General features: G+C 59.5%; 23 protein-coding genes. 10 read left to right on the forward strand and 13 right to left on the reverse strand.

Annotation, left to right across the window (positions count from 1 at the left end; all coding sequences use genetic code 11):
• The first annotated feature begins 4 nt into the window (after positions 1-4).
• The gene (gyrB, locus tag ACYZTY_RS28675; protein ID WP_008155700.1) at positions 5-2428 is read left to right on the forward strand and encodes a DNA topoisomerase (ATP-hydrolyzing) subunit B; all 2424 of its coding nucleotides are present in this window, start codon (positions 5-7) and stop codon (positions 2426-2428) included.
• A gap of 145 nt (positions 2429-2573) precedes the next feature.
• Entirely contained in the window at positions 2574-3410 is an 837-nt protein-coding gene (dinD, locus tag ACYZTY_RS28680) for a DNA damage-inducible protein D (RefSeq protein ID WP_461956422.1), read from the forward strand.
• 205 nt (positions 3411-3615) lie between these two features.
• Here dinD and ACYZTY_RS28685 read toward each other — a convergent pair whose 3' ends face one another.
• From ACYZTY_RS28685 to glyQ, 4 genes are all read right to left on the reverse strand, one after another.
• Positions 3616-4395: a lysophospholipid acyltransferase family protein gene (locus ACYZTY_RS28685; RefSeq protein ID WP_461956423.1), complete on the reverse strand. Its 780-nt coding sequence runs from the start codon at positions 4393-4395 to the stop codon at positions 3616-3618.
• An 82-nt stretch (positions 4396-4477) separates the two neighbouring features.
• Complete coding sequence (gene gmhB / locus ACYZTY_RS28690) at positions 4478-5017, reverse strand: D-glycero-beta-D-manno-heptose 1,7-bisphosphate 7-phosphatase (protein ID WP_461959410.1); 540 nt, start codon at positions 5015-5017, stop codon at positions 4478-4480.
• A gap of 4 nt (positions 5018-5021) precedes the next feature.
• Entirely contained in the window at positions 5022-7076 is a 2055-nt protein-coding gene (gene glyS, locus ACYZTY_RS28695; RefSeq protein WP_461956424.1) for a glycine--tRNA ligase subunit beta, read from the reverse strand.
• Complete coding sequence (gene glyQ / locus ACYZTY_RS28700) at positions 7073-8026, reverse strand: glycine--tRNA ligase subunit alpha (protein ID WP_008155694.1); 954 nt, start codon at positions 8024-8026, stop codon at positions 7073-7075. The genes glyS and glyQ overlap by 4 nt, the downstream gene beginning before the upstream one ends.
• Before the next feature lie 81 nt (positions 8027-8107).
• On the opposite strand from glyQ, the gene tag reads away from it, so the two are divergent.
• From tag to ACYZTY_RS28715, 3 genes are all read left to right on the forward strand, one after another.
• Positions 8108-8665 carry a DNA-3-methyladenine glycosylase I gene (gene tag / locus ACYZTY_RS28705; protein ID WP_461956425.1) on the forward strand — a complete coding sequence of 186 codons (558 nt, stop codon included), beginning with the start codon at positions 8108-8110 and terminating at the stop codon, positions 8663-8665.
• Positions 8666-8705: 40 nt separating this feature from the next.
• Positions 8706-9593: a lysophospholipid acyltransferase gene (locus ACYZTY_RS28710; RefSeq protein WP_461956426.1), complete on the forward strand. Its 888-nt coding sequence runs from the start codon at positions 8706-8708 to the stop codon at positions 9591-9593.
• Positions 9594-9756: 163 nt separating this feature from the next.
• Complete coding sequence (locus tag ACYZTY_RS28715; RefSeq protein WP_461956427.1) at positions 9757-9996, forward strand: PilZ domain-containing protein; 240 nt, start codon at positions 9757-9759, stop codon at positions 9994-9996.
• Here ACYZTY_RS28715 and ACYZTY_RS28720 read toward each other — a convergent pair whose 3' ends face one another.
• From ACYZTY_RS28720 to def, 5 genes are all read right to left on the reverse strand, one after another.
• Complete coding sequence (locus tag ACYZTY_RS28720) at positions 9997-10311, reverse strand: tetratricopeptide repeat protein (protein ID WP_461956428.1); 315 nt, start codon at positions 10309-10311, stop codon at positions 9997-9999. It lies immediately after the preceding gene.
• Positions 10312-10467: 156 nt separating this feature from the next.
• Positions 10468-11841, reverse strand: coding sequence for a Trk system potassium transporter TrkA (gene trkA / locus ACYZTY_RS28725; protein WP_461956429.1), 1374 nt, complete (start codon positions 11839-11841; stop codon positions 10468-10470).
• Positions 11842-11863: 22 nt separating this feature from the next.
• A complete protein-coding gene (gene rsmB / locus ACYZTY_RS28730) occupies positions 11864-13174 on the reverse strand; it encodes a 16S rRNA (cytosine(967)-C(5))-methyltransferase RsmB (protein WP_461956430.1) in 1311 nt (436 codons plus the stop codon).
• On the reverse strand, positions 13171-14130 hold the full coding sequence (gene fmt, locus ACYZTY_RS28735; RefSeq protein ID WP_461956431.1) for a methionyl-tRNA formyltransferase: 960 nt from the start codon (positions 14128-14130) through the stop codon (positions 13171-13173). Before fmt ends, rsmB begins: the two co-directional genes overlap by 4 nt.
• Positions 14131-14187: 57 nt before the next feature.
• The gene (gene def, locus ACYZTY_RS28740) at positions 14188-14694 is read right to left on the reverse strand and encodes a peptide deformylase (protein WP_109627010.1); all 507 of its coding nucleotides are present in this window, start codon (positions 14692-14694) and stop codon (positions 14188-14190) included.
• 167 nt (positions 14695-14861) lie between these two features.
• Here def and ACYZTY_RS28745 point away from each other — a divergent pair, with 167 nt between their 5' ends.
• The 3 genes from ACYZTY_RS28745 to ACYZTY_RS28755 all read left to right on the forward strand — a co-directional run bounded on the left by ACYZTY_RS28745 (position 14862) and on the right by ACYZTY_RS28755 (position 17682).
• A complete protein-coding gene (locus ACYZTY_RS28745) occupies positions 14862-15887 on the forward strand; it encodes a LysM peptidoglycan-binding domain-containing protein (protein WP_461956432.1) in 1026 nt (341 codons plus the stop codon).
• A 79-nt stretch (positions 15888-15966) separates the two neighbouring features.
• Positions 15967-17070, forward strand: a complete 1104-nt coding sequence (gene dprA, locus ACYZTY_RS28750) for a DNA-processing protein DprA (protein ID WP_461956433.1) — start codon at positions 15967-15969, stop codon at positions 17068-17070.
• Between the two features lie 54 nt (positions 17071-17124).
• Positions 17125-17682 carry an L-threonylcarbamoyladenylate synthase gene (locus ACYZTY_RS28755; protein WP_461956434.1) on the forward strand — a complete coding sequence of 186 codons (558 nt, stop codon included), beginning with the start codon at positions 17125-17127 and terminating at the stop codon, positions 17680-17682.
• A gap of 128 nt (positions 17683-17810) precedes the next feature.
• Here the strand turns inward: ACYZTY_RS28755 and ACYZTY_RS28760 are convergent, their stop codons facing one another.
• Positions 17811-18788 (reverse strand): NADPH:quinone reductase, encoded by a 978-nt coding sequence (locus ACYZTY_RS28760; protein WP_461956435.1) that lies wholly within the window; start codon positions 18786-18788, stop codon positions 17811-17813.
• A gap of 155 nt (positions 18789-18943) precedes the next feature.
• Here ACYZTY_RS28760 and hemF point away from each other — a divergent pair, with 155 nt between their 5' ends.
• Complete coding sequence (gene hemF, locus ACYZTY_RS28765; protein WP_461956436.1) at positions 18944-19858, forward strand: oxygen-dependent coproporphyrinogen oxidase; 915 nt, start codon at positions 18944-18946, stop codon at positions 19856-19858.
• A gap of 11 nt (positions 19859-19869) precedes the next feature.
• Positions 19870-20691, forward strand: coding sequence for a shikimate dehydrogenase (gene aroE / locus ACYZTY_RS28770; RefSeq protein ID WP_461956437.1), 822 nt, complete (start codon positions 19870-19872; stop codon positions 20689-20691).
• Between the two features lie 103 nt (positions 20692-20794).
• On the opposite strand, the gene ACYZTY_RS28775 is transcribed toward aroE, so the two are convergent.
• The 3 genes from ACYZTY_RS28775 to betC all read right to left on the reverse strand — a co-directional run bounded on the left by ACYZTY_RS28775 (position 20795) and on the right by betC (position 24974).
• Positions 20795-22363 carry a SulP family inorganic anion transporter gene (locus tag ACYZTY_RS28775; protein ID WP_461956438.1) on the reverse strand — a complete coding sequence of 523 codons (1569 nt, stop codon included), beginning with the start codon at positions 22361-22363 and terminating at the stop codon, positions 20795-20797.
• Between the two features lie 159 nt (positions 22364-22522).
• Positions 22523-23443 carry a choline ABC transporter substrate-binding protein gene (gene choX, locus ACYZTY_RS28780; protein WP_461956439.1) on the reverse strand — a complete coding sequence of 307 codons (921 nt, stop codon included), beginning with the start codon at positions 23441-23443 and terminating at the stop codon, positions 22523-22525.
• A gap of 16 nt (positions 23444-23459) precedes the next feature.
• On the reverse strand, positions 23460-24974 hold the full coding sequence (gene betC / locus ACYZTY_RS28785; protein ID WP_461956440.1) for a choline-sulfatase: 1515 nt from the start codon (positions 24972-24974) through the stop codon (positions 23460-23462).
• Positions 24975-25085 lie beyond the last annotated feature (111 nt).

Below are 25085 nucleotides of genomic sequence, written 5' to 3' on the forward strand. Positions count from 1 at the left end.
GGCATTGAGCGAAGAAAATACGAATACCTACGACTCAACGAGCATTAAAGTGCTGAAAGGCCTGGATGCCGTACGCAAACGTCCCGGTATGTACATTGGTGACACCGACGATGGTAGCGGTCTGCACCACATGGTCTTCGAGGTAGTCGACAACTCCATCGATGAAGCGCTCGCTGGCCACTGCGACGACATCAGCATCATTATCCACCCGGATGAATCCATCACCGTTCGTGACAACGGTCGTGGCATCCCGGTAGACGTGCACAAAGAAGAAGGCGTTTCGGCAGCCGAGGTCATCATGACCGTGCTGCACGCCGGCGGTAAGTTCGACGACAACTCCTACAAAGTATCCGGCGGTCTGCACGGTGTGGGTGTTTCGGTTGTTAACGCCCTGTCCGAAGAGCTGGTCCTCACCGTTCGCCGCAGCGGCAAGATCTGGGAACAGACTTACATCCACGGCGTTCCGAAAGAGCCGATGAAAATCGTCGGCGAGAGCGAAACCACTGGCACCCAGATTCACTTCAAGCCATCTGACCTGACCTTCAAGAACATCCACTTCAGCTGGGACATCCTGGCCAAGCGGATTCGTGAACTGTCCTTCCTCAACTCCGGTGTCGGTATCGTCCTCAAGGATGAACGCAGCGGCAAGGAAGAGCTGTTCAAGTATGAAGGTGGCCTGCGTGCGTTCGTTGAGTACCTGAACACCAACAAGACTCCGGTCAACCAGGTGTTCCACTTCAACATCCAGCGCGAAGACGGCATCGGCGTGGAAATCGCCCTGCAGTGGAACGACAGCTTCAACGAGAACCTGTTGTGCTTCACCAACAACATTCCGCAGCGCGACGGCGGTACTCACCTGGTGGGTTTCCGTTCCGCACTGACGCGTAACCTGAACACCTACATCGAAGCTGAAGGTCTGGCGAAGAAGCACAAAGTCGCGACCACCGGTGACGATGCCCGTGAAGGCCTGACCGCGATCATTTCGGTAAAAGTGCCGGATCCGAAGTTCAGCTCCCAGACAAAAGACAAGCTGGTTTCTTCCGAAGTGAAGACCGCTGTCGAACAGGAAATGGGCAAGTACTTCTCCGATTTCCTGTTGGAAAACCCGAACGAAGCCAAGCTGGTCGTCGGCAAGATGATCGACGCGGCTCGTGCTCGTGAAGCCGCGCGTAAAGCCCGTGAGATGACCCGTCGCAAAGGCGCGCTGGATATCGCCGGCCTGCCGGGCAAACTGGCTGACTGCCAGGAAAAAGACCCTGCCCTCTCCGAACTGTACCTCGTGGAAGGTGACTCTGCTGGCGGCTCCGCCAAGCAGGGACGTAACCGCCGCACCCAGGCCATCCTGCCGCTCAAGGGCAAGATCCTGAACGTCGAGAAGGCGCGCTTCGACAAGATGATCTCTTCGCAAGAAGTGGGCACCTTGATCACCGCGCTGGGCTGTGGCATTGGCCGCGATGAATACAACATCGCGAAGCTGCGTTATCACAACATCATCATCATGACCGATGCTGACGTCGACGGTTCGCACATCCGTACCCTGCTGCTGACCTTCTTCTTCCGTCAGTTGCCGGAGCTGATCGAGCGTGGCTACATCTACATCGCCCAGCCCCCGCTGTACAAGGTCAAGAAAGGCAAGCAAGAGCAATACATCAAAGACGACGACGCCATGGAAGAGTACATGACGCAGTCGGCCCTGGAAGATGCAAGCCTGCACCTGAACGAGGAAGCCCCGGGTATTTCCGGACCAGCCCTCGAGCGTCTGGTGAATGACTTCCGTCTGGTAATGAAGACGCTCAAGCGTCTGTCGCGCCTGTACCCACAGGAACTGACCGAGCACTTCATCTACCTGCCGGCTGTCAGCCTGGAGCAATTGTCCGATCACGCAGCAATGCAGGATTGGATGGCCCAGTACGAAGTTCGCCTGCGCACTGTCGAAAAATCCGGCCTGGTCTACAAAGCCAGCCTGCGTGAAGACCGTGAACGTAACGTCTGGCTGCCAGAGGTCGAACTGATCTCCCACGGCCTTTCGAACTACGTCACCTTCAACCGCGACTTCTTCGGCAGCAACGATTACAAAACCGTTGTATCCCTGGGCGCTCAACTGAGCACCTTGCTGGACGACGGCGCGTACATCCAGCGTGGCGAGCGCAAGAAGCCGGTGACCGAGTTCAAGGAAGCCCTTGAATGGCTGATGGCTGAAAGCACCAAGCGTCACACCATCCAGCGATACAAAGGTCTGGGTGAAATGAACCCGGATCAGCTATGGGAAACCACCATGGACCCAAGCCAGCGCCGGATGCTTAAAGTGACCATCGAAGACGCCATTGGCGCAGACCAGATCTTCAACACCCTGATGGGTGATGCGGTCGAACCTCGCCGTGACTTCATCGAAAGCAACGCCCTGGCGGTGTCCAACCTGGACTTCTGATCCGGATTACCTGGACACATTCAGTAGCTCACTAAAATAAACCCCGGCCGTTTGGTCGGGGTTTTTTTTCGTTAATAGGTTGAGAATAGGACCGCTGACCTGAACGCCACGACATTGAGCTGATGAACGACGAGGGATGAGAATAATGGACGAGCAATACCAGTCTTTTGAAACGCAAAAGCAGATCGACGAGCAAGGAGCGGAATATTGGTCTGCGAGAAACCTTTCAAAGCTGCTCGATTATTCTGAATATCGCCATTTTCAGTCTGTTTTGAGTAGAGCTAAAGAGGCATGTTCGAACAGCGGTCTTACTATTGAGGACCATTTCGAGGATGTGCTCGTAATGGTCAGGATTGGGTCAGGGGCTCAAAGGGAACTGCGGGATGTGATGCTTTCGCGCTACGCCTGCTATCTAGTTGTCCAGAACGGTGATCCGTCCAAGCCAATTATTGCTGCTGGGCAAACGTACTTCGCCCTTCAGACACGTCGGCAGGAGCTCGCCGATGACTCTACCTTCCAGCAACTGAAGGAAGACCAGAAGCGCTTACTGCTGCGCAATGAGTTGAAGGAGCATAACAAGCAGCTTGTGGAGGTCGCGCAGCAAGCTGGGGTAGAAACCGGACTAGACTTCGCAATTTTTCAAAACCATGGATATCAGGGGCTCTATGGGGGCCTTGATCAGAAAGCTATCCACAAGCGTAAAGACCTCAAGAGGAGCCAGAAGATTCTTGATCATATGGGTTCTACTGAATTGGCTGCCAATCTGTTCCGTGCTACGCAAGCTGAAGAAAAACTTCGACGCGATGACGTCAAGAACAAGCAGCACGCAAATCAAGTTCACTTAGAAGTTGGTAAGAAGGTCCGCGACACCATCGCAGATTTGGGAGGCACCATGCCGGAGGATCTCCCCACCCCTGAAAATAGCATTAAGCAAATAGCGTCCGCTGTGAAAAAGCTGCAGAACAAATCTTCTCAGGAATGAGCGGTATCTGTGTTTTAGACTTTAATGAACAGCAAATAACACCCATAAAAAAACCGGCTATATCAGCCGGTTTTTTGCGCCCGAAAAAAACTTATGCACCATTTACCGAGTTTTATGAGTTTAAGAAATATGTATATAAATCATAAAGATAAAATCAAAAAACGTTAGTTTTCAGCAAAACGGTACACAGGTTATCCACAGAATCTCAGACAGCTATCTGATCACTGGCAGTCGGCGCTTGCGGAGCGGGCGGAATAGAGCCCATTTCCCGTTGCATCTGCTCGTTCCAGCTCTGCACCCGGTCGTTCAGATCGGCAATGGCGCGCGGCCCAGTGCCCACGGCGTACATCGGCTCTCCGATGATTACGGTGATGACGCCCTGCTTCTTCGCCCAACCGGTTTTCGGCCAGAACTTGCCAGCATTGTGCGCAATTGGCAGCACGGGAAGTGCGGCGTTGACCGCCAACGCGGTGCCACCTCGCGAGAACTTGCCGATGGTGCCATAAGGAACTCGCGTCCCTTCAGGGAAGATCAGCACCCAGACGCCATCCTTCAGCAGTTCATCGCCCTTCTTCGCCACATGCTTGAGCGCGGCTTTCGGATTGTCGCGGTCGATGGCGATCGGTCGCAGCATGGCCATTGCCCAGCCGAAAAACGGCACAAACAGCAATGAGCGCTTGAGCACTTGGCTCAACGGCTCGAAGTAGGCGGAGAGGAAGAATGTCTCCCAGGTGCTCTGGTGATTCGACTGAATCACGCAAGGCTGGTCAGGCACGTTCTCGGCGCCCTTCACTTCGTAGCGGATGCCCAGGAACACTTTGCTCAGCCACAAGGCGCAGCGACACCAGTACACGTTGATGAAGCGATAGCGGGCCTTGAAGGGCAGAAACGGCGCGATAAAAAAGCTCAGGCTGCACCAAAGCAAAGAGCTGGTGCCCAGCAACAGATAAAAGAGGAACGTTCTGATGGCCTGCAGTATCGACATGGTGACGTTTACCGTGCGGGCTCTGCCCGTCTATATAAAGCGCACCCCCGAACAATCCTTGGCCAGGAATATCAGAAGCACTCTAATTGTGGATAAGTTCTGCGGCAATCGCCGCCAGATCGTCAAATATCAAGGTGCCTACCGGTAGGGTCTTGCCCAAAGTCTTTTCGCCTTTCCCGGTCCTTACTAAAACTGGCTGAGAATCGACGGCTTTTGCGGCGTCCAGGTCACCAAGACTGTCGCCGACGAACCATAAATCAGTCAGCGATACGTTGTAATGCGCGGCGATGGTTTTCAACATCCCGGGTTTTGGCTTGCGGCAATCGCAGCCCTCGTCCGGCCCGTGCGGGCAATAGACAATCAGCCCGACCTCGCCACCCTGCTCCGCCACCAGCGAGCGTAAGCGCTCGTGCATGGCGTCGAGGGTGGCGATGTCGTAATAGCCACGAGCAATGCCCGACTGGTTGGTAGCGACTGCCACCGTCCAGCCGGCCTTGCTCAACTGCGCGATGGCTTCGATCGAACCGGGGAGCGGAATCCACTCATCCACCGACTTGATGTAAGCGTCGGAGTCGTAATTGATCACCCCGTCACGATCGAGAATCAGCAGTTTCAACAGCAGCCCCTCAGCTCAGCATCGAAATATCGGCGACGCCGAGGAACAACCCACGCAGACGTGCCAGCAATGCATAACGGTTGGCGCGGACCTTAGCGTCTTCCGCGTTGACCATTACCGCTTCGAAGAACGCGTCCACCGGCTCGCGCAAGGCAGCCAGACGTGCCAGAGATTCGCTGTACTGACGCGCAGCGGCCATCGGTTGCACAGCCTGGTCAGCTTGCTGGATCGCCGAGTACAGGGAGAACTCGTTGGCGTTGTCGAAGTACTTGGCTTCGACGACCGACGGAACAGAGCCTTCGACCTTGCTCAGCAAGTTCGAAACGCGTTTGTTCACCGCGGCCAGGGCAGCGGCTTCCGGCAATTTGCGGAACGCCTCTACCGCTTGTACGCGCTGGTCGAAGTCCAGGGCAGAACCCGGCTTCAGGGCACGAACCGACAGGTAAGTCCCGACATCCACGCCTTCGTCTTCGTAACGGGCACGCAGACGGTCGAAGATGAACTCCAGCACCGAATCGTTCAGGCCGGCAGCCTTGACCTTGGCACCGAACGCATTCACGGCGAACGCCACGGCATCGTTCAGGTCGAGGTCGAGCTTCTTGTCGATCAGGATGCGCAACACGCCGAGTGCAGCACGGCGCAACGCATACGGGTCTTTGCTGCCGGTAGGCAACATGCCGATGCCGAAAATGCCCACTAGCGTGTCGAGCTTGTCGGCGATGGCCACGGCCGCACCGGTCAGGGTGGTCGGCAGTTCAGCACCGGCACCGCGCGGCATGTACTGCTCATTCAGTGCCAGTGCGACTTCTTCCGGCTCGCCGTCGTTGAGGGCGTAGTAATAACCGGCGACACCTTGCATCTCCGGGAACTCACCGACCATCTCGGTCGCCAGGTCGCACTTGGACAGCAGGCCGGCACGGGAAGCCCAGGCTGCGTTGCCGCCGATGCGTTGCGCAATGAACGCGGCGAGTTTGGAAACGCGCTCGGCCTTGTCGTAGACGCTGCCGAGTTTTTCCTGAAACACCACGTTTTGCAGGCGCAGGTTGAAGTCCTCGAGTTTCTGCTTCTTGTCTTGCTTGAAGAAGAACTCGGCGTCGGTCAGGCGTGGGCGAACCACTTTCTCGTTACCGGCGATGATTTGCTGCGGGTCTTTGCTTTCGATGTTGGCCACGGTAATGAAACGTGGCAGCAACTTGCCGTCGGCATCCAGCAGGCAGAAATACTTCTGGTTGTCCTGCATGGTGGTGATCAGGGCTTCTTGCGGCACGTCGAGGAAACGCTCCTCGAACGAGCACACCAGCGGCACCGGCCATTCAACCAGCGCGGTCACTTCGTCGAGCAGGGCTGGCGGAACGATCGCCGTGCCTTCCTGCATCGTCGCCAGTTCTTCGGTGCGCTTGCTGATGATCGCGCGACGCTCGTTGGCGTCGGCCAGTACGTAGGCGGCACGCAGGTCGCTCAGGTAATTGGCCGGCGAGGTGATGCGCACGCTTTCCGGGTGATGGAAGCGGTGACCACGGGAATCACGGCCAGACTTTTGGGCGAGGATGGTGCAATCGATGACCTGGTCACCGAGCAGCATTACCAGCCACTGGGTCGGGCGAACGAATTCTTCCTTGCGAGCACCCCAGCGCATGCGCTTGGGGATCGGCAGGTCGTTCAGGGAGTCTTCGACGATAGTCGGCAACAGGCTCGCGGTCGGCTTGCCGGCGATGCTTTGGCTGTAGCGCAGTTTCGGACCGCTCTGATCGATTTCGCTCAGGTCGACGCCGCACTTCTTGGCGAAGCCCAGGGCTGCTTGAGTCGGGTTGCCTTCGGCATCGAATGCGGCCTGACGCGGCGGGCCGTCGAGGTTGACGCTGCGATCCGGCTGATGGGTCGCCAGCGAGGTGATCAGCACCGCCAGGCGACGTGGCGCGGCGTAGACGGTTTTGGTCTCGTAGTTCAGGCCAGCGGCTTGCAGGCCCCTGTCGATACCGGCCAGGAACGCGTCGGCCAGGGTGTTCAGGGCTTTGGGTGGCAGTTCTTCGGTGCCCAGTTCAACCAGAAAATCTTGAGCACTCATTGTGCAGCCTCCAGCTTGGCCAGTACTTCATCACGCAGGTCCGGGGTCGCCATCGGGAAGCCCAGCTTGGCGCGAGCCAGCAGGTAGGCTTGCGCAACGGAACGCGCCAGGGTGCGCACACGCAGGATGTATTGCTGACGCGCAGTCACGGAAATTGCCCGGCGCGCATCCAGCAGGTTGAAGGTATGGGACGCCTTCAATACCATTTCGTAGCTCGGCAATGGCAACGGCTGGTCGAGTTCGATCAGGCGCTTGGCTTCGCTTTCGTAGAAATCGAACAGCTCGAACAGCTTCTCGACGTTGGCGTGTTCGAAGTTGTAGGTCGACTGCTCCACTTCGTTCTGGTGGAACACGTCGCCGTAGGTGACCTTGCCCATCGGGCCGTCAGCCCAGACCAGGTCGTAGACCGAGTCCACGCCTTGCAGGTACATGGCCAGACGCTCGAGACCGTAGGTGATCTCGCCGGTCACCGGGTAGCACTCGATGCCGCCCGCTTGCTGGAAGTAAGTGAACTGCGTCACTTCCATGCCGTTGAGCCAGACTTCCCAGCCCAGACCCCAGGCGCCCAGCGTTGGCGACTCCCAGTTGTCTTCGACGAAGCGGATGTCGTGGACCAACGGGTCCAGGCCGACGTGCTTGAGGGAGCCCAGGTACAGTTCCTGGAAGTTGTCCGGGTTCGGCTTCAGGACTACCTGAAACTGGTAGTAGTGCTGCAGACGGTTCGGGTTTTCGCCGTAGCGGCCGTCAGTCGGGCGACGACTGGGCTGCACATAAGCGGCGTTCCAGGTTTCCGGGCCAATGGCGCGCAGGAATGTAGCGGTGTGGAAAGTGCCGGCGCCTACTTCCATATCGTAGGGCTGAAGTACCACACAACCTTGCTCGGCCCAGTATTGCTGGAGGGCGAGGATCAAGTCTTGGAAGGTACGCACGGCTGGCGTAGGCTGGCTCACGAAATTCACCTGTTTCTTGGGCTGCGATTTAAAGAGCGGGAGTATACCCGATTCGGTCCTGCGCACGCCCCCTGGAGCCTTATGCCACGCTGCTTTTGGTGTTCCGAAGATCCGCTGTACATGGCTTATCACGATCAGGAGTGGGGTACGCCGCTACGCGATGCGCAGGGATTGTTCGAGTTGCTTTTGCTCGAAGGGTTCCAGGCCGGCCTTTCCTGGATCACCGTGCTGCGTAAACGTGAGCGATATCGCGAGGTATTGTTCGGCTTCGACGTCCAACGGGTGGCGCAGATGAGCGACGCGGAAATCGATGAATTGATGCTCGATCCGGGGATCATTCGCAATCGCCTCAAACTCAATGCGGCCCGTCGCAACGCTCAGGCCTGGCTGGCGCTGGAGGACCCGGTAGCGTTTCTCTGGTCCTTCGTCGGCGGCACGCCTGTGATCCATCATTTCAAGGATCGCACCGAGGTGCCGGCGGTCACGCCGGTCGCGGTGGAGATGAGCAAAGGCCTGAAAAAGGCCGGTTTCACGTTCGTCGGTCCGACCATTTGCTATGCGTTGATGCAGGCCTCGGGCATGGTCATGGACCACACCCGCGATTGCGATCGCTACGCGACACTGGCGAACGGCGGTTAGAATAGCCGCCTCGCGCACAGCACAAGATCAGGAGTGACCTGTGGATAAGTTTAAAGGCGCCTTGCTGGTAGGCGCTCTGCGGCTGTTTGCCCTGCTCCCGTGGCGGGCAGTGCAGGCAGTGGGCTCGGCCATTGGCTGGGTGATGTGGAAAACCCCCAACCGTTCCCGCGATGTGGTGCGGATCAACCTCGCCAAGTGTTTCCCGCAGATGGATCCGGCTGAACGCGAGCGTCTTGTCGGCCAGAGCCTGAGAGACATCGGCAAGTCCCTGACTGAAAGCGCCTGCGCGTGGATCTGGCCCGCCCAGCGTTCCATCGACCTGGTCCGTGAAGTCGAAGGGCTCGACGTGTTGAAGGAAGCCCTCGCCTCCGGCAAAGGTGTCGTCGGCATCACCAGTCACCTGGGCAATTGGGAAGTGTTGAACCACTTCTACTGCAACCAGTGCAAACCGATCATTTTCTATCGTCCGCCAAAGCTGAAGGCTGTGGATGATTTGCTGCGCAAACAGCGGGTTCAACTGGGCAACCGTGTGGCCGCTTCCACCAAGGAAGGCATCCTCAGCGTCATCAAGGAAGTGCGCAAAGGTGGTGCAGTGGGCATTCCCGCTGACCCGGAACCGTCCGAATCCGCCGGGATCTTCGTGCCGTTCTTCGCCACGCAGGCGCTGACCAGCAAGTTCGTACCGAATATGCTCGCCGGCGGCAAAGCGGTCGGCGTGTTCCTGCATGCGCTGCGGCTGCCGGACGGCTCGGGGTACAAAGTGATCCTGGAAGCTGCCCCAGAAGCCATGTACAGCACCGATACGGAAACGTCCTGCGCGGCCATGAGCCAGGTGGTCGAGCGTTACGTGCGGGCGTATCCGAGCCAGTACATGTGGAGCATGAAGCGCTTCAAAAAGCGGCCGCCGGGCGAAGAACGTTGGTATTAACGTTAATGGCACGATCTGTGGATTAACGTTTTCTTGTAGGAGCGAGGCTTGCCCGCGAAGACGTCGTCACATCCAACATCAATGTCGGAAGTAACGACGTCTTCGCGGGCAAGCCTCGCTCCTACACAAGTTATCCACAATTGTTCAAGAAAGGGCGCAAAAGATGTCCGACCATCGCAAATCGTTTCGCATCAAGATCACTCACGAAAGCTTCGGCGAGTGCCTCGGCCAGACCCGCAACCTCTCGACCACGGGCGTCTACGTCAAGCATCCGGACTTGTCGTCGTTGCCTAAAGGCGCGGTGGTTTATGGACAGGTGCAGGACTTACCCACAGGTGCGCCGCGAGTACGCATGGAAGTGGTGCTTGTTGATGCGGACGGCATTGGTCTGCGCTACCTCTGATCAGTGCGCCTGACGCTCAAGCTTTTTCAGAAACACCGTCATCTCTTTCTCTGCCTGCTTGTCGCCATGGGCGCGGGCGGCTTCCAGACCCTGCTCCCACGCCCGACGCGCAGCCGCAAAGTCTGCCAGCGCCAGATGGGCCTTGCCTAACAGCTTCCAGGCCGCCGAATACTTTGGATCGAATTCGACGCAGCGCTGGAAATGCTCGGCAGCCTTGGCGTTTTCCCCAAGGTCCAGATAGCCCTTGCCCAGGCCGAAGCGCAGCAACGAGTTATCCACACCCTTGGCGAGCATTTTTTCCAGGGATTCGAGCATCGGGCAACACCTTTGTTTATGTGTGGAGTTCGGAATTGCCTTCGCGGGCAAGCCTCGCTCCTACGGTTTAGGGTCATTCGCCAATTATGTGTACGACTCGGACCTGTAGGAGCGAGCGGTGCGGCGATCCGACTTGCCCGCGAAGAGGCCCTCGGTTCAGAAGAAGCTGAGCCCCACATGAAACAGCTTCTCCACATCCCGAATATGCTTTTTATCCACAAGGAACAAAATCACATGGTCACCCGCCGCGATCACGGTGTCGTCGTGAGCAATGATCACTTCTTCATCACGAATGATGGCGCCAATCGTAGTGCCCGGCGGCAGACCGATGTTCTCGATGGACTTGCCAATCACCTTGCTCGACTTCGCATCGCCATGGGCAATCGCCTCGATGGCCTCCGCCGCCCCGCGCCGCAATGAGTGCACGCTGACGATATCGCCGCGTCGCACGTGGGCCAGCAGCGTGCCGATGGTCGCCAGTTGCGGGCTGATGGCGATGTCGATGTCGCCGCCCTGGATCAAATCAACGTACGCCGGGTTGTTGATGATCGTCATCACCTTCTTCGCGCCCAGGCGCTTGGCCAGCAGCGAGGACATGATGTTGGCTTCGTCATCGTTGGTCAGGGCCAGGAAGATATCCGCGTCGGCAATGTTCTCTTCCATCAGCAGGTCGCGGTCGGAGGCACTGCCCTGCAACACCACGGTGCTGTCGAGGGTGTCCGAGAGATGGCGGCAGCGGGCCGGGTTCATCTCGATGATCTTCACTTGATAACGGCTTTCGATCGCCTCGGCCAGACGCTCACCGATCTGCCCGCCACCGGCGATGACGATGCGCTTGTAGGTTTCATCCAGACGACGCATTTCGCTCATCACCGCGCGAATATTCGCCTTGGCGGCGATGAAAAATACTTCGTCATCGGCTTCGATCACCGTATCGCCCTGGGGCAGGATCGGCCGGTCACGGCGGAAAATCGCGGCAACGCGGGTTTCGACGTTGGGCATGTGTTCACGCAACTGGCGCAGTTGCTGACCCACCAATGGCCCGCCGTAGTACGCCTTCACTGCCACCAGTTGCGCTTTGCCTTCGGCGAAGTCGATCACCTGCAACGCACCCGGATGCTGGATCAGGCGCTTGATGTAATTGGTCACCACTTGTTCCGGGCTGATAAGCACGTCCACTGGAATCGCGTCGTTATCAAACAGCTCGGAGCGCGTCAGGTACGCGGCTTCGCGGACCCGGGCGATCTTGGTCGGGGTGTGGAACAGGGTGTGGGCAACCTGACAGGCCACCATGTTGGTTTCGTCACTGTTGGTCACCGCCACCAGCATGTCGGCATCGTCCGCGCCGGCCTGACGCAGCACCGTCGGCAGTGAGCCGCGGCCTTGCACGGTGCGGATGTCCAGTCGATCGCCGAGGTCGCGCAGGCGTTCGCCGTCGGTGTCGACCACGGTAATGTCGTTGGCCTCGCTGGCCAGATGTTCCGCCAGCGAACCGCCGACCTGCCCTGCGCCGAGGATGATGATTTTCATCCAGTCACTCCCTTAAAACCCATTAACCGCGCGCGGCGGCGATCTTGATCAGCTTGGCGTAGTAGAACCCGTCGTGGCCGCCTTCCTGGGCCAGCAACTGGCGACCGTGAGGTTGCTTGATACCGGCCGCCGTGGCGAGGTCCAGCTCACGGGCGCCCGGCGTGCGGGCGAGGAAGGCTTCGATGACTTCGGTGTTCTCGGTCGGCAATGTGGAGCAGGTGGCGTAAAGCAGAATCCCGCCGACCTCCAGCGTTATCCACATGGCATCGAGCAATTCGCCCTGAAGCACTGCCAGTGCCGCGATGTCATCCGGTTGGCGAGTCAGCTTGATGTCCGGGTGACGACGGATCACGCCGGTGGCCGAGCACGGCGCGTCGAGCAGGATGCGCTGAAACGGTTTGCCGTCCCACCAGGTGGCGGTGTCGCGGCCATCGGCAGCGATCAGTTCGGCGCTCAGGCCCAGGCGTGCGAGGTTCTCGCGCACGCGCACCAGACGCTTGGCTTCGAGATCCACCGCCACGACGCCCGCCAGTTTTGGCTCGGCTTCGAGGATGTGGCAGGTCTTGCCGCCCGGTGCGCAGCAGGCGTCGAGCACCCGTTGGCCCGGCGCGAGGTCGAGCAGGTCGGCGGCCAGTTGCGCCGCTTCGTCCTGCACGCTGATCCAGCCTTCGGCGAAGCCCGGCAGGCTGCGCACGTCGGCCGGCGCTTCGAGGATGATGCCATCCTGACTGTAAACGCACGGCGTGGCGGCGATGCCGGCTTCAGTCAGCAATACGAGATAAGCATCACGGGAGTGATGACGACGGTTGACCCGCAAAATCATCGGCGGATGCGCGTTGTTCGCCGCGCAAATGGCTTCCCACTGATCAGGCCAGAACGCCTTGAGGGATTTTTGCAGCCAGCGCGGATGCGCGGTGCGCACCACCGGATCGTGTTCCAGCTCAGCCAGCAATGCTTCGCTTTCACGCTGGGCGCGGCGCAGCACAGCATTGAGCAAGGCCTTGGCCCACGGTTTTTTCAGCTTGTCGGCACAACCGACGGTTTCGCCGATGGCGGCGTGGGCCGGGACGCGGGTGTAGAGCAATTGATAAAGGCCGACCAGCAGCAGCGCCTCGACATCGGCGTCCGCGGCCTTGAATGGCTTCTGCAGCAACTTGGCCGCCAGCGCCGACAAACGGGGTTGCCAGCGCGCCGTGCCGAACGCCAGGTCCTGGGTGAAGCCGCGGTCACGGTCTTCAACCTTGTCCATTTGTGTCGGCAGAGAACTGTTGAGTGAGGCTTTTCCGTTAAGAACAGCAGCAAGTGCCTTGGCGGCGGCCAGACGTGGATTCATTGAGCGTCCGCCGCTTGACCGAGCACGGTGCCGACGGCGAATTTCTCACGACGGCTGTTGAACAAGTCGCTGAAGTTCAGCGCCTTGCCGCCGGGTAATTGCAAACGGGTCAGGCACAGGGCTTGCTCACCGCAGGCGACGATCAAACCGTCCTTGCTGGCGCTGAGGATCTGGCCCGGTGCACCCTGCCCTTCGGCGAGGCTCGCGGCCAGCACTTTCAGCGCTTCACCGTTCAGCGTGCTGTGGGTGATCGGCCACGGGTTGAAGGCGCGGACCAGGCGTTCCAGCTCAATCGCCGGACGACTCCAGTCGATGCGCGCTTCGTCCTTGTTCAATTTGTGAGCATACGTGGCGAGGCTGTCGTCCTGCACTTCGCCTTCCAGCGTTCCGGCGGCAAGGCCGGCAATCGCCTGAATCACGGCTGGCGGACCCATTTCGGCGAGACGGTCGTGGAGGCTGCCGCCGGTGTCTTCAGCGGTGATTGGCGTGGTGACTTTCAGCAGCATCGGCCCGGTGTCGAGGCCCAGCTCCATGCGCATCACGGTCACGCCGCTTTCGCTGTCGCCCGCTTCAACGGCACGCTGGATCGGCGCCGCTCCGCGCCAGCGTGGCAGCAACGAGGCGTGGCTGTTGATGCAACCCAGGCGCGGGATGTCCAGCACCGCTTGCGGCAGGATCAGACCATAGGCAACCACCACCAGCAAATCCGGCTTGAGTGCGGCCAGTTCAGCCTGAGCGTCTTCGTTGCGCAGGGTTGGCGGTTGCAACACCGGGATATTGTTTTCCAGAGCCAACTGCTTGACCGGGCTCGGCATCAGCTTTTGCCCACGGCCCGCCGGACGGTCCGGCTGGGTGTAAACCGCGACGATCTCGTAAGGGCTGTCGAGCAGGGCCTTGAGGTGTTCGGCGGCGAATTCCGGGGTGCCGGCAAAGACGATGCGCAGTGGCTCAGTCATGGGAGCAATCTCTGAAAAGAAAAAGGCTTGCCGCAGCAAGCCTTTGAAAGAAGGGCATCAAGCGTTCTGGCGATGGAGCTTTTCCAGTTTCTTCTTGATTCGGTCGCGTTTGAGGTTGGACAGGTAGTCGACGAACAATTTGCCGTTGAGGTGGTCGCATTCGTGCTGGATGCACACGGCGAGCAGGCCTTCGGCGATCAGTTCGTAAGGTTTGCCGTCGCGGTCCAGGGCCTTGACCTTGACCTTTTGCGGGCGGTCGACGTTTTCGTAGAAGCCCGGCACCGAGAGGCAGCCTTCCTGGTATTGCTCCATCTCGTCGGTCAGGGATTCAAACTCCGGGTTGATGAACACCCGTGGTTCGCTGCGGTCTTCGGAGAGGTCCATCACGACGATACGTTTGTGCACGTTGACCTGGGTCGCGGCGAGGCCGATGCCTGGCGCTTCATACATTGTTTCAAACATGTCATCGACCAACTGACGCACTTCGTCGTCCACTACGGCCACAGGTTTGGCGATAGTGCGCAGGCGCGAGTCGGGGAATTCGAGGATGTCTAAAATGGCCATAAGCTTAATTGCTGCACGTGTGAGGTAAAGTCGGGCGATGGCCTGGCGGGTCCGAAGATGCCGGCTACCGTTGTGAAGCGTAGCTCCCTTTTCTTTTCAGAAACGAGGAGCGAGCCACGAGGGCTCTGGCGTTTCACGCGAACGCACATAATAAAGGGATTCACCGCATGAGGAAATCACTACTCGCCTTGCTCCTTCTGGCCTCGGCCGGTTTGGCGCACGGGCAAGTGCAACTCAAGGAAGGTTTTCCACAGCAATACACAGTGGTGGCGGGTGACACACTTTGGGACATTTCGGGAAAATACCTCCGGGAGCCATGGAAGTGGCCGGAGTTGTGGCAGGCCAATCCACAGATCGAAAACCCCAATCTGATCTACCCCGGCGACTCGTTGTCGCTGGTCTACGTCAACGGCCAGCCGCGCCTGACCCTCAATCGCGGGGCTTCGCGCGGCACCATCAAGCTCTCGCCACGTGTGCGCAGCTCGCCGGTGGCCGATGCAATTCCGAGCATTCCCCTGCAATCGATCAACAGCTTTCTGCTGAGCAACCGCATCGTCGACAAGGTCGAGGACTTCGACAAGGCGCCTTACATCGTCGCTGGCGATGCCGAACGCGTGCTCAGCGGCACCGGTGACCGTATTTTCGCCCGTGGCCATTTCGATCCGAACCAACCGGTCTACGGCATCTTCCGTCAGGGTAAGGTTTACACCGATCCCGACAGCAAAGAGTTTTTGGGGATCAATGCCGATGATATCGGCGGTGGCGAGATTGTGGCCACCGAAGGCGACGTCGCCACGTTGGCGCTGCAACGCACGACTCAGGAAGTGCGTCTCGGCGACCGTTTGTTCAGCGGTGAAGAGCGATCCATCAACTCCACCTTCATGCCCAGTGCGCCAAAAACCCAGGTCAATGGCTTGATCATCGATGTGCCGCGCGGGGTCACCCAGATTGGCGCGCTGGATGTGGTCACGCTGAACAAGGGTCAACGCGATGGCCTGGCTGAAGGCAACGTGCTGGTGGTGATGAAAACCGGTGAAACCGTGCGTGACCGGATCACTGGCCAACCGCTGAAAATTCCCGATGAGCGTGCCGGTTTGCTGATGGTTTTCCGCACTTACGACAAGCTCAGCTACGGGTTGGTACTCCACGCTTCGCGCTCGCTGGCCGTCATGGACAAGGTGCGAAACCCTTAGCCTGCTCCACAAGTTACCAACAGAGTTATCCACAGCTTATTCCCGTTTGAACGGGGCTCATAACGATCAAGGATGATCCATGTCGCTGTCTGCTGCCACACCGGTTTCCCCTGCGGAACTGGAAGCTCGTCTACGTCTGCATCGGTTGCCGGAACTCGGGCCGGCGCGTTTCAAGAAATTGCTCGAAGCCTTCGGCTCGGCGTCAAAAGCCATCAGTGCACCGGCCAGTGCCTGGCGTTCGCTGGGCTTGCCACTGGCGTGCGCCGAGGCCCGACGCGCCAACGAAGTGCGTGATGGCGCGAGCCACGCATTGGCCTGGCTAGAGCGTCCGGGCCAGCATTTACTGATGTGGGACCAGCCTGAGTACCCGGCGCTGCTGGCGGAAATCAGTGATGCGCCGCCGCTGTTATTTGTGGCAGGCGATCCGGGCATTCTGGAAAAACCGCAATTGGCTATGGTTGGCAGTCGTCGCGCCTCGCGGCCGGGCATGGACACCGCAGCTGCGTTTTCGCGCAGTCTGGCCAGCGCCGGTTTCGTCATCACCAGCGGTCTGGCGCTGGGCATCGATGCCGCCGCGCATCAAGCCGCGCTGGACGTCGGTGGGCGAACGGTCGGGGTAGTTGGCACGGGACTTGAAAAGTTTTATCCACAGCGCAATCGGCGGCTGGCCGACGCCATGATCGCGTCGGGCAGCGCAGTGCTTTCCGAGTTCCCGCTGGACGCCGGCCCCAGCGCCGGCAACTTCCCTCGGCGCAACCGGATCATCAGCGGTTTATCCCTTGGGGTGCTGGTGGTCGAGGCGAGTGTCGCCAGCGGTTCATTGATCACGGCGAGGTTGGCGGCGGAGCAAGGGCGCGAGGTGTACGCGATTCCAGGGTCGATCCATCACCCGGGCGCCAAGGGGTGTCACCAATTGATCCGCGACGGCGCGATGCTGGTTGAAACCATCGAGCATATCCTCGAAGCCTTGCGCGGCTGGCAACGGCTGCCGTTCTCCACAGAGACACTGCAAGCACCCACTCATCCACTGCTCATGTTGCTTCACGCCGCGCCCCATACCAGTGAAGCGTTGTCGGTCAGCAGTGGCTGGACCTTGTCCAAAGTGCTGGCAGCGCTGACGGAACTGGAAATGGATGGCCTGGCGGTGTGCGAAAACGGGCGCTGGTTTGCGCGGGTGAGCTAGGTTTTACAAGGAAGATCGGTAAACTGCGCAGAGCCTTATTCCGGAGAGTTTTTCATGGTCAACAATTGGCGTGTGCAACAAGCCGCACAAGCCGTTCGCTCAGGGGCGGTGATTGCCTATCCAACCGAAGCGGTCTGGGGCCTGGGTTGTGATCCGTGGGACGAAAGCGCGGTTTCTCGTCTGCTGATGATCAAGGGCCGGTCTATGGAAAAGGGCCTGATTCTGGTGGCCGACAATATCCGTCAGTTCGACTTCCTGTTCGAAGACTTTCCCGAACTGTGGATGGACCGCATGGCCAGCACTTGGCCAGGGCCGAACACCTGGCTGGTGCCGCATCAGAATTTGTTGCCCCTGTGGATTACCGGTAAGCATGAAACGGTGGCGCTGCGCGTTAGCGACCACCCGCAGGTGCGGGATTTATGTGCGATGGTGGGGCCGTTGGTGTCGACATCGGCTAACCCTCAGGGCCGGCCGGCGGCGCGGACGCGGATTCGCGTCGAGCAGTATTTCCGAGGGCAGGTGGATTTTATCCTTGGCGGTAACCTTGGCGGGCGCAAGAATCCGAGCGTGATTCGCGATCTCGCGACCGGGAACGTCATTCGCCCGGACTAAGACCGAGTCATCGTTCTTCGTCGGAATGCCGCCCAGACCAAGCCTCGCTCCTACAGGTCTGTGGTCGAACACGAATTATGTGTACGACATGAGACTTGTAGGAGCGAGGCTTGCCCGCGAAGGCGTTCTCAAGGCAACAAAACAGTCGAACCCGTCGTACGCCGCGCCGACAACTCGGTTTGCGCCTTCGCCGCCTCAGCCAATGGATACTTCTGGCTGATGTCCACCGTAAGCTTGCCGCTGATGATCATCTCAAACAGCTCATCCGCCATACGCTGCAGGTTTTCTGCATTGTTCGCATAAGTCGCGAGTGTCGGCCGGGTCACGTACAACGAACCCTTCGCCGACAATATCCCCAGGTTCACCCCATCCACTGCCCCGGAAGCATTGCCGAAGCTCACCACCAGACCCCGTGGTGCCACGCTATCGAGCGACGTCAGCCAGGTGTCCTTGCCGACCCCGTCGTACACCACCGGGACTTTTTTGCCGTCAGTCAATTCCAGTACGCGTTGGGCGACGTTTTCGTGGCTGTAGTCGATGGTCGCCCACGCGCCGTTGGCTTTGGCCAGTGCGGCTTTCTCCGGTGAGCTGACCGTGCCGATCAACTTCACACCCAAGGCCTTGGCCCATTGGCAGGCCAGGGATCCGACGCCACCGGCAGCGGCGTGGAACAGGATGGTTTCGCCGCCCTTGAGTTCATAAGTCTGACGCAGCAGGTACTGCACGGTCAGACCCTTGAGCATCACGCCGGCGGCCTGCTCGAAACTGATGGCATCCGGCAGGTGCACCAGATTGGCTTCCGGCAGAACGTGAACGTCGCTGTAGGCACCCAAAGGGCCGCTGCCGTACGCCACGCGATCACCGACCTTGAAACGGGTGACTTCGCTGCCGACCGCCTCGACCACGCCCGCACCTTCCGAACCCACACCCGATGGCAGCGCGGGCGGCGGATAGAGACCGCTGCGGTAGTAGGTGTCGATGAAGTTGAGTCCGATGGCCTTGTTGGTCACGCGAACCTGCTGCGGGCCGGGCTCGGCGGGTTGATAGTCGACATACTCAAGCACTTCGGGGCCGCCATGGGCGCTGAACTGGATACGCTTTGCCATCAGAACTCTCCTTAGGTCATTTGCGAAGCTCCCTATCGGACTCCTAAGCTTGATCTTCGTCAACTGCGGCGGGGCAAGGTGCAGTGTTATCCTACGCAGCAATTTGCCGCCGGCCGTCAAACGCCGCGCAGCTTTGCCCGATTCAAGGTGATGACATGACGACCCGCACCGAGGCCGTAAAAGCCTATCTGCTCGACCTGCAAGACCGTATTTGCGCTGCCCTGGAAGCCGAAGACGGTGGCACGCAATTCGTCGAAGACGCCTGGACCCGGCCTGCCGGCGGTGGCGGTCGCACGCGCGTGATCGAAAACGGCTCTGTGATCGAAAAGGGCGGCGTCAACTTTTCCCACGTCTTTGGCAGCGGTCTCCCACCGTCCGCCAGCGCCCACCGCCCCGAATTGGCCGGCCGTGGTTTCGAAGCCCTGGGCGTGTCGCTGGTGATTCACCCGCACAACCCGCAGGTGCCGACTTCTCACGCCAATGTGCGCTTTTTCATCGCTGAAAAAGAAGGCGAAGAACCGGTCTGGTGGTTCGGCGGCGGTTTCGACCTGACCCCTTATTACGGCAACGAAGAAGACTGCGTGCACTGGCACCGCGTCGCCGAGCAGGCCTGCGCGCCGTTCGGCCCGGACGTCTATCCGCGTTACAAGGCCTGGTGCGACAGTTACTTCCACATCAAGCATCGCCACGAGCCACGGGGCATCGGCGGTCTGTTTTTCGATGACTTGAACGAGTGGGACTTCGACACCAGCTTCGCTTTCATGCGCGCCATCGGTGATGCCTACATCGAGGCGTACCTGCCGATCGTGCAGCGCCGCAAGAACGATGCGTTCACCGCCAAGCAGCGCGAATTCCAGGAATTCCGCCGTGGCCGCTACGTCGAGTTCAACCTGGTTTACGACCGCGGCACGTTGTTCGGTCTGCAATCGGGCGGGCGTACCGAGTCGATCCTCATGTCCCTGCCACCGCAAGTCCGCTGGGGCTACGACTGGAAGGCCGAGCCGGGCAGCGAAGAAGCCCGCCTGACTGAATACTTCCTGCAAGACCGCGATTGGTTGGCCAAGGCCTGAGAGGAATCCTGATGGATCGTTACGTCGTATTCGGTAACCCGATTGGCCACAGTAAATCGCCGCTGATCCATCGCTTGTTCGCCGAGCAGACCGCTCAGCAACTGGACTACAGCACCTCGTTGGCGCCACTCGACGACTTTTCCGACTTCGCCCGGGCGTTTTTCCTCGAAGGTCGCGGGGCGAATGTGACGGTGCCGTTCAAGGAAGAGGCCTATCGCCTGGCCGACAGTCTGACGGAGCGGGCGCAGCGAGCCGGCGCGGTCAACACCCTGAGCAAACTCGCCGATGGCAGCCTGCTGGGCGACAACACCGACGGCGCCGGGCTGGTGCGGGACCTGACGGTCAACGCCGGTGTCAGCCTCAAGGGCAAACGCATCCTGCTGCTGGGTGCCGGCGGCGCGGTGCGGGGTGCGCTGGAACCGTTGCTGGCCGAGCAACCGGCGTCGGTGATCATCGCCAACCGCACGGTGGAGAAAGCTGAATTGCTGGCGGAGTTGTTCGCGGACCTGGGGCCAGTGTCGGCCAGCGGTTTCGACTGGCTGCGGGAATCGGTGGACCTGATCATCAACGCGACATCCGCCAGCCTGACAGGCGATGTACCGCCGATTGCCAGCAGCCTGATCGAGCCGGGCAAGACCGTTTGCTACGACATGATGTACGGCAAGGAACCGACCTCGTTCTGCCGCTGGGCCAGTGAACACGGCGCGGCGGTGTCGATGGATGGGTTGGGAATGCTCGCTGAACAAGCGGCAGAAGCGTTCTTCCTGTGGCGCGGTGTGCGCCCGGATACAGCGCCGGTGCTGGCTGAACTCCGTCGCCAGCTGGCCGCATAAACTGTAGGAGCGAGCGGTGCGGCGGTCCGACTTGCCCGCGAAGGCGTCCTCAAGAATGCCAAAGGCTTCGCGGGCAAGCCTCGCTCCTACAGGAGACGGTATTTCAATCCTCAAACCGGATCGGGCATTTTTCCGCGCCTTCAAGCTTGCGCAACTCCTCCACCACCTGCGGCCGTGCGCGCCGCAAGGTCAGGCTGCGATCCTGCTTGAGCAACCGCCGCGCCTCCTGATGCAGCATTTCCACCCCTGAATAGTCGATAAAGTTGATCTGCTGCGCCTCGATCACCACACGCGTGCCGTGCATCCGTTGCAGGCGCACTTGCAGGTAATGGCTGGCGCCGAAAAAGATTGAGCCGCCGACCCGCAGAATGTCTTCATCGCCTTCGCGCCAATGCTGGACCCGTGGTTGCGAAGTACGCTTGAGGTAAAAGAACAGCGAAGCCAAGACCCCGGCATAGATTGCTGTCTGCAACTCAAGCAATAGCGTGGCAACGCAGGTCAGCGCCATGACCAGAAACTCGGCGCGGCTGACCCGCAACAGCGCGCGAATGCCCCGATGGTCCACCAAGCCCCAGGCGATCAACAAAATGCTACCGGCCATGGCCGGAATCGGAATGTGCGCGATCAACGCCGCGCCGAAGATTGCGAACAGCGCCACCCACAGCGCTGAAAACACGCCGGCCAACGGCGAGCAGGCGCCCGCTTCGTAGCTCAGGCCCGAGCGGGTGAAGGAGCCGGCTGACAGCGAGCCGGAAAAAAACGCCCCGACCATGTTCGAAAAACCCTGGGCGCGGACTTCCTGATTGGCGTCGAGCAATTGCTGTGAGCGAGCCGACAAGGAACGGGCAATCGACAGACTGGTCACCAGTCCGAGCATCCCCACCGCCACGGCGCTGGGCAGCAACCGCAGGATCAGATCCAGGTCCAGTGGCAGTGGACTGAAAGGCGGCAACCGCCCGACAAACGCACTGACCAGCTTCACATGGCCGAACATCGAGGGCCAGAACCACGCCAGTAGGCCGCTCAGCGCCAAGGTGATTAACAGCGTCGGCCAGCGTGGCAGCAGTAATTTCAGGATCACGCCGACCATGACGGTGGCCAGCCCCAGTGCCAGCGAAGGTTTATCGACTTCGCTGAGGTGATGGAACACCATCAAAAAGCTGTCCAGTGCGGTGGACTGATTGGGCAGGTCCAGCCCCAGCAGGTTCGGCAGTTGGCCGATCGCAATCACCACCGCCGCGCCGAGGGTGAAGCCCAGCACCACCGAGTGCGAAACGAAATTCACCAGGGCGCCAAAGCGCAGCAAACCGAGCAGCCACTGGAAAATCCCGGCGAGCAGCGTCAGAAGCAGGATCAGGGTGACGTAGTCCTCTGTCGCGGGAACGGCCAGAGGACTGACACTGGCGTAGAGGACGATGGAAATCGCCGCCGTAGGACCGCAGATCAGATGCCACGACGAACCCCAGAGGCAAGCGATCAGCACCGGGATGATCGCGGCGTACAGGCCGTATTCCGGCGGGAGACCGGCGATCAAGGCGTAGGCAATGGATTGTGGTAGCGCAAGAATGGCGCCGCTGAGGCCAACGATCAGGTCACGGCCGACGCTGGCGCGGGTTTGCCGGGGCAACCAGGAAAGGAAGGGGAAGAGTGAATGGCGGCTGGGGAAGGCCATGGGTCCTCTCGGTTGAGAATTTTGCGCAAGGGTAACAGGACAGACGACGATCCTTCCCTCTGTAGGAGCGAGGCTTGCCCGCGAAGAACGATAACGCGGTTTTTCTAAAGAACCGCGTTATCGTTCTTCGCGGGCAAGCCTCGCTCCTACAAGGATTGGTTAGAGCTTGGCTTTTACGGCTGACAACGCATCCTTCCCGTCCACGGTTTTCACACCATCCAGCCATTTATCCAGTATGGCGGGATTGGCCTTTATCCACGCCTTGGCCGCATCGGCATTGCTGACTTTCTTGTTCACCACCTCGGCCATGATGCTGTTCTCCATCTCCTGGGTGAAACTCAGGTTGGTGAGCAGCTTGCCAACGTTCGGACAGGCCTGTGCATAACCTTTGCGGGTCAGTGTATGAACGCTGCCGGTGTCGCCGAAGTACTTCTCGCCGCCCTTCAGGTAATGCATTTTCAACTGCACGTTCATCGGGTGCGGCGTCCAGCCGAGGAAGGTCACGAACTTCTGTTTCTTCACCGCGCGGGACACTTCGGCCAGCATGGCCTGCTCGCTGGACTCGACCAGTTTCCACTGACCCATGTCGAAGTCATTCTTCTTGATGATCTCTTGCAACGAGATGTTTGCTGGCGCACCGGAGCCGATGCCGTAGATCTTTTTGTCGAACTTGTCGGCGTATTTGTTCAGGTCGGCAAAGTTATGCACACCCGCATCCCACACGTAATCCGGGACTGCCAGGGTGAATTCGGTGCCGTCGAGGTTCTTCGCCAGTTGCGTGACATCACCCGTGGCGACGAACTTGTCGTAGAAGCCCTGCTGCGCCGGCATCCAGTTACCCAGGAACACATCGACCTGGCCATCCTTCAACCCGCCAAAGGTGATCGGCACTGCGAGGGTGTCGACCTTGGCCTTGTAGCCCATGCCGTCCAGCAGAAACCCGGTAATGGCGTTGGTCGCGGCGATGTCGCTCCAGCCTGGGTCGGCCATTTTCACCGTGTCGCAGCTCTGGTCGGCAAATGCCGAGGCACTGCCCAGAGCCAATAGCCCGACCGTCAGTACTGTGGATAACTTTTGCATGGACTTCCCCTTAACATTATTGGTTTTGGCAGGGTTGTGGATAACGTGCTTTGCGCTCCAGATCGTCGAGATCGATGTGGTTGCGCATGTACTGCTGACTGGCGTCCACCAGCGGCTGGTGATCCCAGCTCTTCAGCTTGCCGATGGTCAGCGCCTCGGCGACGAAACGCCGGCGCCGCTGGCTGGCGAGCACCTGTTGGTGAATTGCCGGAATGTCCCATTTGGCCCGTGCTTCGGCCAGAAAATCTTCGAACAACGGCCGATGTTGCGGCGATTGACTGAGTTCTTCCTGTTCACGCGGATCGTTGTGTACATCGAAGAGTAGGCAAGGGTCGTCTTCGCTGTAGATGAATTTATAGGCGCCGCGCCGGATCATCATCAACGGGCTGATGGTGCCTTCGGCCATGTATTCGCCGAAGACTTCGTCGTGACCGCCCTGCCCTTGCAGGTGCGAGACCAGCGAGCGGCCGTCCAGCGGCAGGCCTGGCTCCAACGATCCGCCGGCCAGTTCGACGAAGGTGGGCAACAGGTCAGCGGTGGAAACCGCAGCACTGACTCGCCCGGCCCCGAATTGTCCCGGTGCACTTATCAACAGGGGCACGCGGGCAGCCATTTCGAACCAATGCATTTTGTACCAGAGCCCGCGCTCGCCGAGCATGTCGCCGTGGTCACCGGAGAAGACGATGATGGTGTCGTCGATCAGCCCGGTTTCTTCGAGTGTTTGCACGAGTTTGCCGACGTTGCTGTCGATATAGCTGCACGCGCCGAAATACGCGTGGCGAGCGTCGCGAATCTTATCCACAGGCAGCGGTTTGTCCCACAGGTCGTACACCTTGAGCAAACGCTGGGAATGCGGATCGAGTTCGGTTTGCGCCGGGGTTTCGGGCAACGGGATGTCGGCGTCGGCGTACATATCCCAAAAAGCCTTGGGAATCGTGTACGGATCGTGTGGGTGAGTCATCGACACGGTCAGGCAGAACGGCTGATCGCCGTCCTCTCGGATGTGATCGAACAGGTATTGCTGGGCCTTGAACACCACCTCTTCGTCGAAATCCAGCTGATTGGTGCGCACGCACGGCCCGGCTTGCAGCACCGACGACATGTTGTGGAACCAGGTCGGACGCACATCTGGCTCATCCCAGTTCACAGACCAGCCGTAATCCGCCGGGTAGATGTCGCTGGTCAGGCGTTCTTCATAGCCGTGGAGCTGATCCGGACCACAAAAATGCATCTTGCCCGACAACGCGGTGCGGTAGCCGAGTCGACGCAGGTAGTGGGCATAAGTCGGTACATCGGCGGGAAAATCGGCCGCGTTGTCGTAGGCGCCGATCTTGCTCGGCAACTGACCGCTGACCAGGGTGAAACGCGACGGCGCGCACAGTGGGCTGTTGCAATAAGCGGCGTCGAACACCACGCCTTCGGCGGCGAGGCGGCTGAGATTAGGCAGTTTGATGGGCGAAGGACCGTAGAACGGCAACATTGGCGCGGCCATCTGATCGGCCATGATGAAAAGAATATTCTTGCGCTTCATGTGATCGCGGCATTCCATAGTGAATATTTATGCGAGAGTGCTGCGATCGAGCATGGAGTCCACGCACTTTGTGGTAAAGCCCATGCGCGGCAATGACTAGGATAAGCACAG

Source organism: Pseudomonas sp. LB1P83, assembly GCF_054897885.1.

Bases quoted from the DNA above. Each gene is read 5' to 3' on its own strand.
- ACYZTY_RS28715 (WP_461956427.1), top strand. From the start codon at position 9,757: ATGTCCGACCATCGCAAATCGTTTCGCATCAAGATCACTCACGAAAGC.
- trkA (WP_461956429.1), bottom strand. From the start codon at position 11,841: ATGAAAATCATCATCCTCGGCGCAGGGCAGGTCGGCGGTTCGCTGGCG.
- dprA (WP_461956433.1), top strand. From the start codon at position 15,967: ATGTCGCTGTCTGCTGCCACACCGGTTTCCCCTGCGGAACTGGAAGCT.
- ACYZTY_RS28760 (WP_461956435.1), bottom strand. From the start codon at position 18,788: ATGGCAAAGCGTATCCAGTTCAGCGCCCATGGCGGCCCCGAAGTGCTT.
- rsmB (WP_461956430.1), bottom strand. From the start codon at position 13,174: ATGAATCCACGTCTGGCCGCCGCCAAGGCACTTGCTGCTGTTCTTAAC.
- hemF (WP_461956436.1), top strand. From the start codon at position 18,944: ATGACGACCCGCACCGAGGCCGTAAAAGCCTATCTGCTCGACCTGCAA.
- aroE (WP_461956437.1), top strand. From the start codon at position 19,870: ATGGATCGTTACGTCGTATTCGGTAACCCGATTGGCCACAGTAAATCG.
- dinD (WP_461956422.1), top strand. From the start codon at position 2,574: ATGGACGAGCAATACCAGTCTTTTGAAACGCAAAAGCAGATCGACGAG.
- tag (WP_461956425.1), top strand. From the start codon at position 8,108: ATGCCACGCTGCTTTTGGTGTTCCGAAGATCCGCTGTACATGGCTTAT.
- ACYZTY_RS28775 (WP_461956438.1), bottom strand. From the start codon at position 22,363: ATGGCCTTCCCCAGCCGCCATTCACTCTTCCCCTTCCTTTCCTGGTTG.
- ACYZTY_RS28720 (WP_461956428.1), bottom strand. From the start codon at position 10,311: ATGCTCGAATCCCTGGAAAAAATGCTCGCCAAGGGTGTGGATAACTCG.
- betC (WP_461956440.1), bottom strand. From the start codon at position 24,974: ATGAAGCGCAAGAATATTCTTTTCATCATGGCCGATCAGATGGCCGCG.
- fmt (WP_461956431.1), bottom strand. From the start codon at position 14,130: ATGACTGAGCCACTGCGCATCGTCTTTGCCGGCACCCCGGAATTCGCC.
- glyS (WP_461956424.1), bottom strand. From the start codon at position 7,076: ATGAGTGCTCAAGATTTTCTGGTTGAACTGGGCACCGAAGAACTGCCA.
- choX (WP_461956439.1), bottom strand. From the start codon at position 23,443: ATGCAAAAGTTATCCACAGTACTGACGGTCGGGCTATTGGCTCTGGGC.
- def (WP_109627010.1), bottom strand. From the start codon at position 14,694: ATGGCCATTTTAGACATCCTCGAATTCCCCGACTCGCGCCTGCGCACT.
- ACYZTY_RS28685 (WP_461956423.1), bottom strand. From the start codon at position 4,395: ATGTCGATACTGCAGGCCATCAGAACGTTCCTCTTTTATCTGTTGCTG.
- ACYZTY_RS28745 (WP_461956432.1), top strand. From the start codon at position 14,862: ATGAGGAAATCACTACTCGCCTTGCTCCTTCTGGCCTCGGCCGGTTTG.
- ACYZTY_RS28755 (WP_461956434.1), top strand. From the start codon at position 17,125: ATGGTCAACAATTGGCGTGTGCAACAAGCCGCACAAGCCGTTCGCTCA.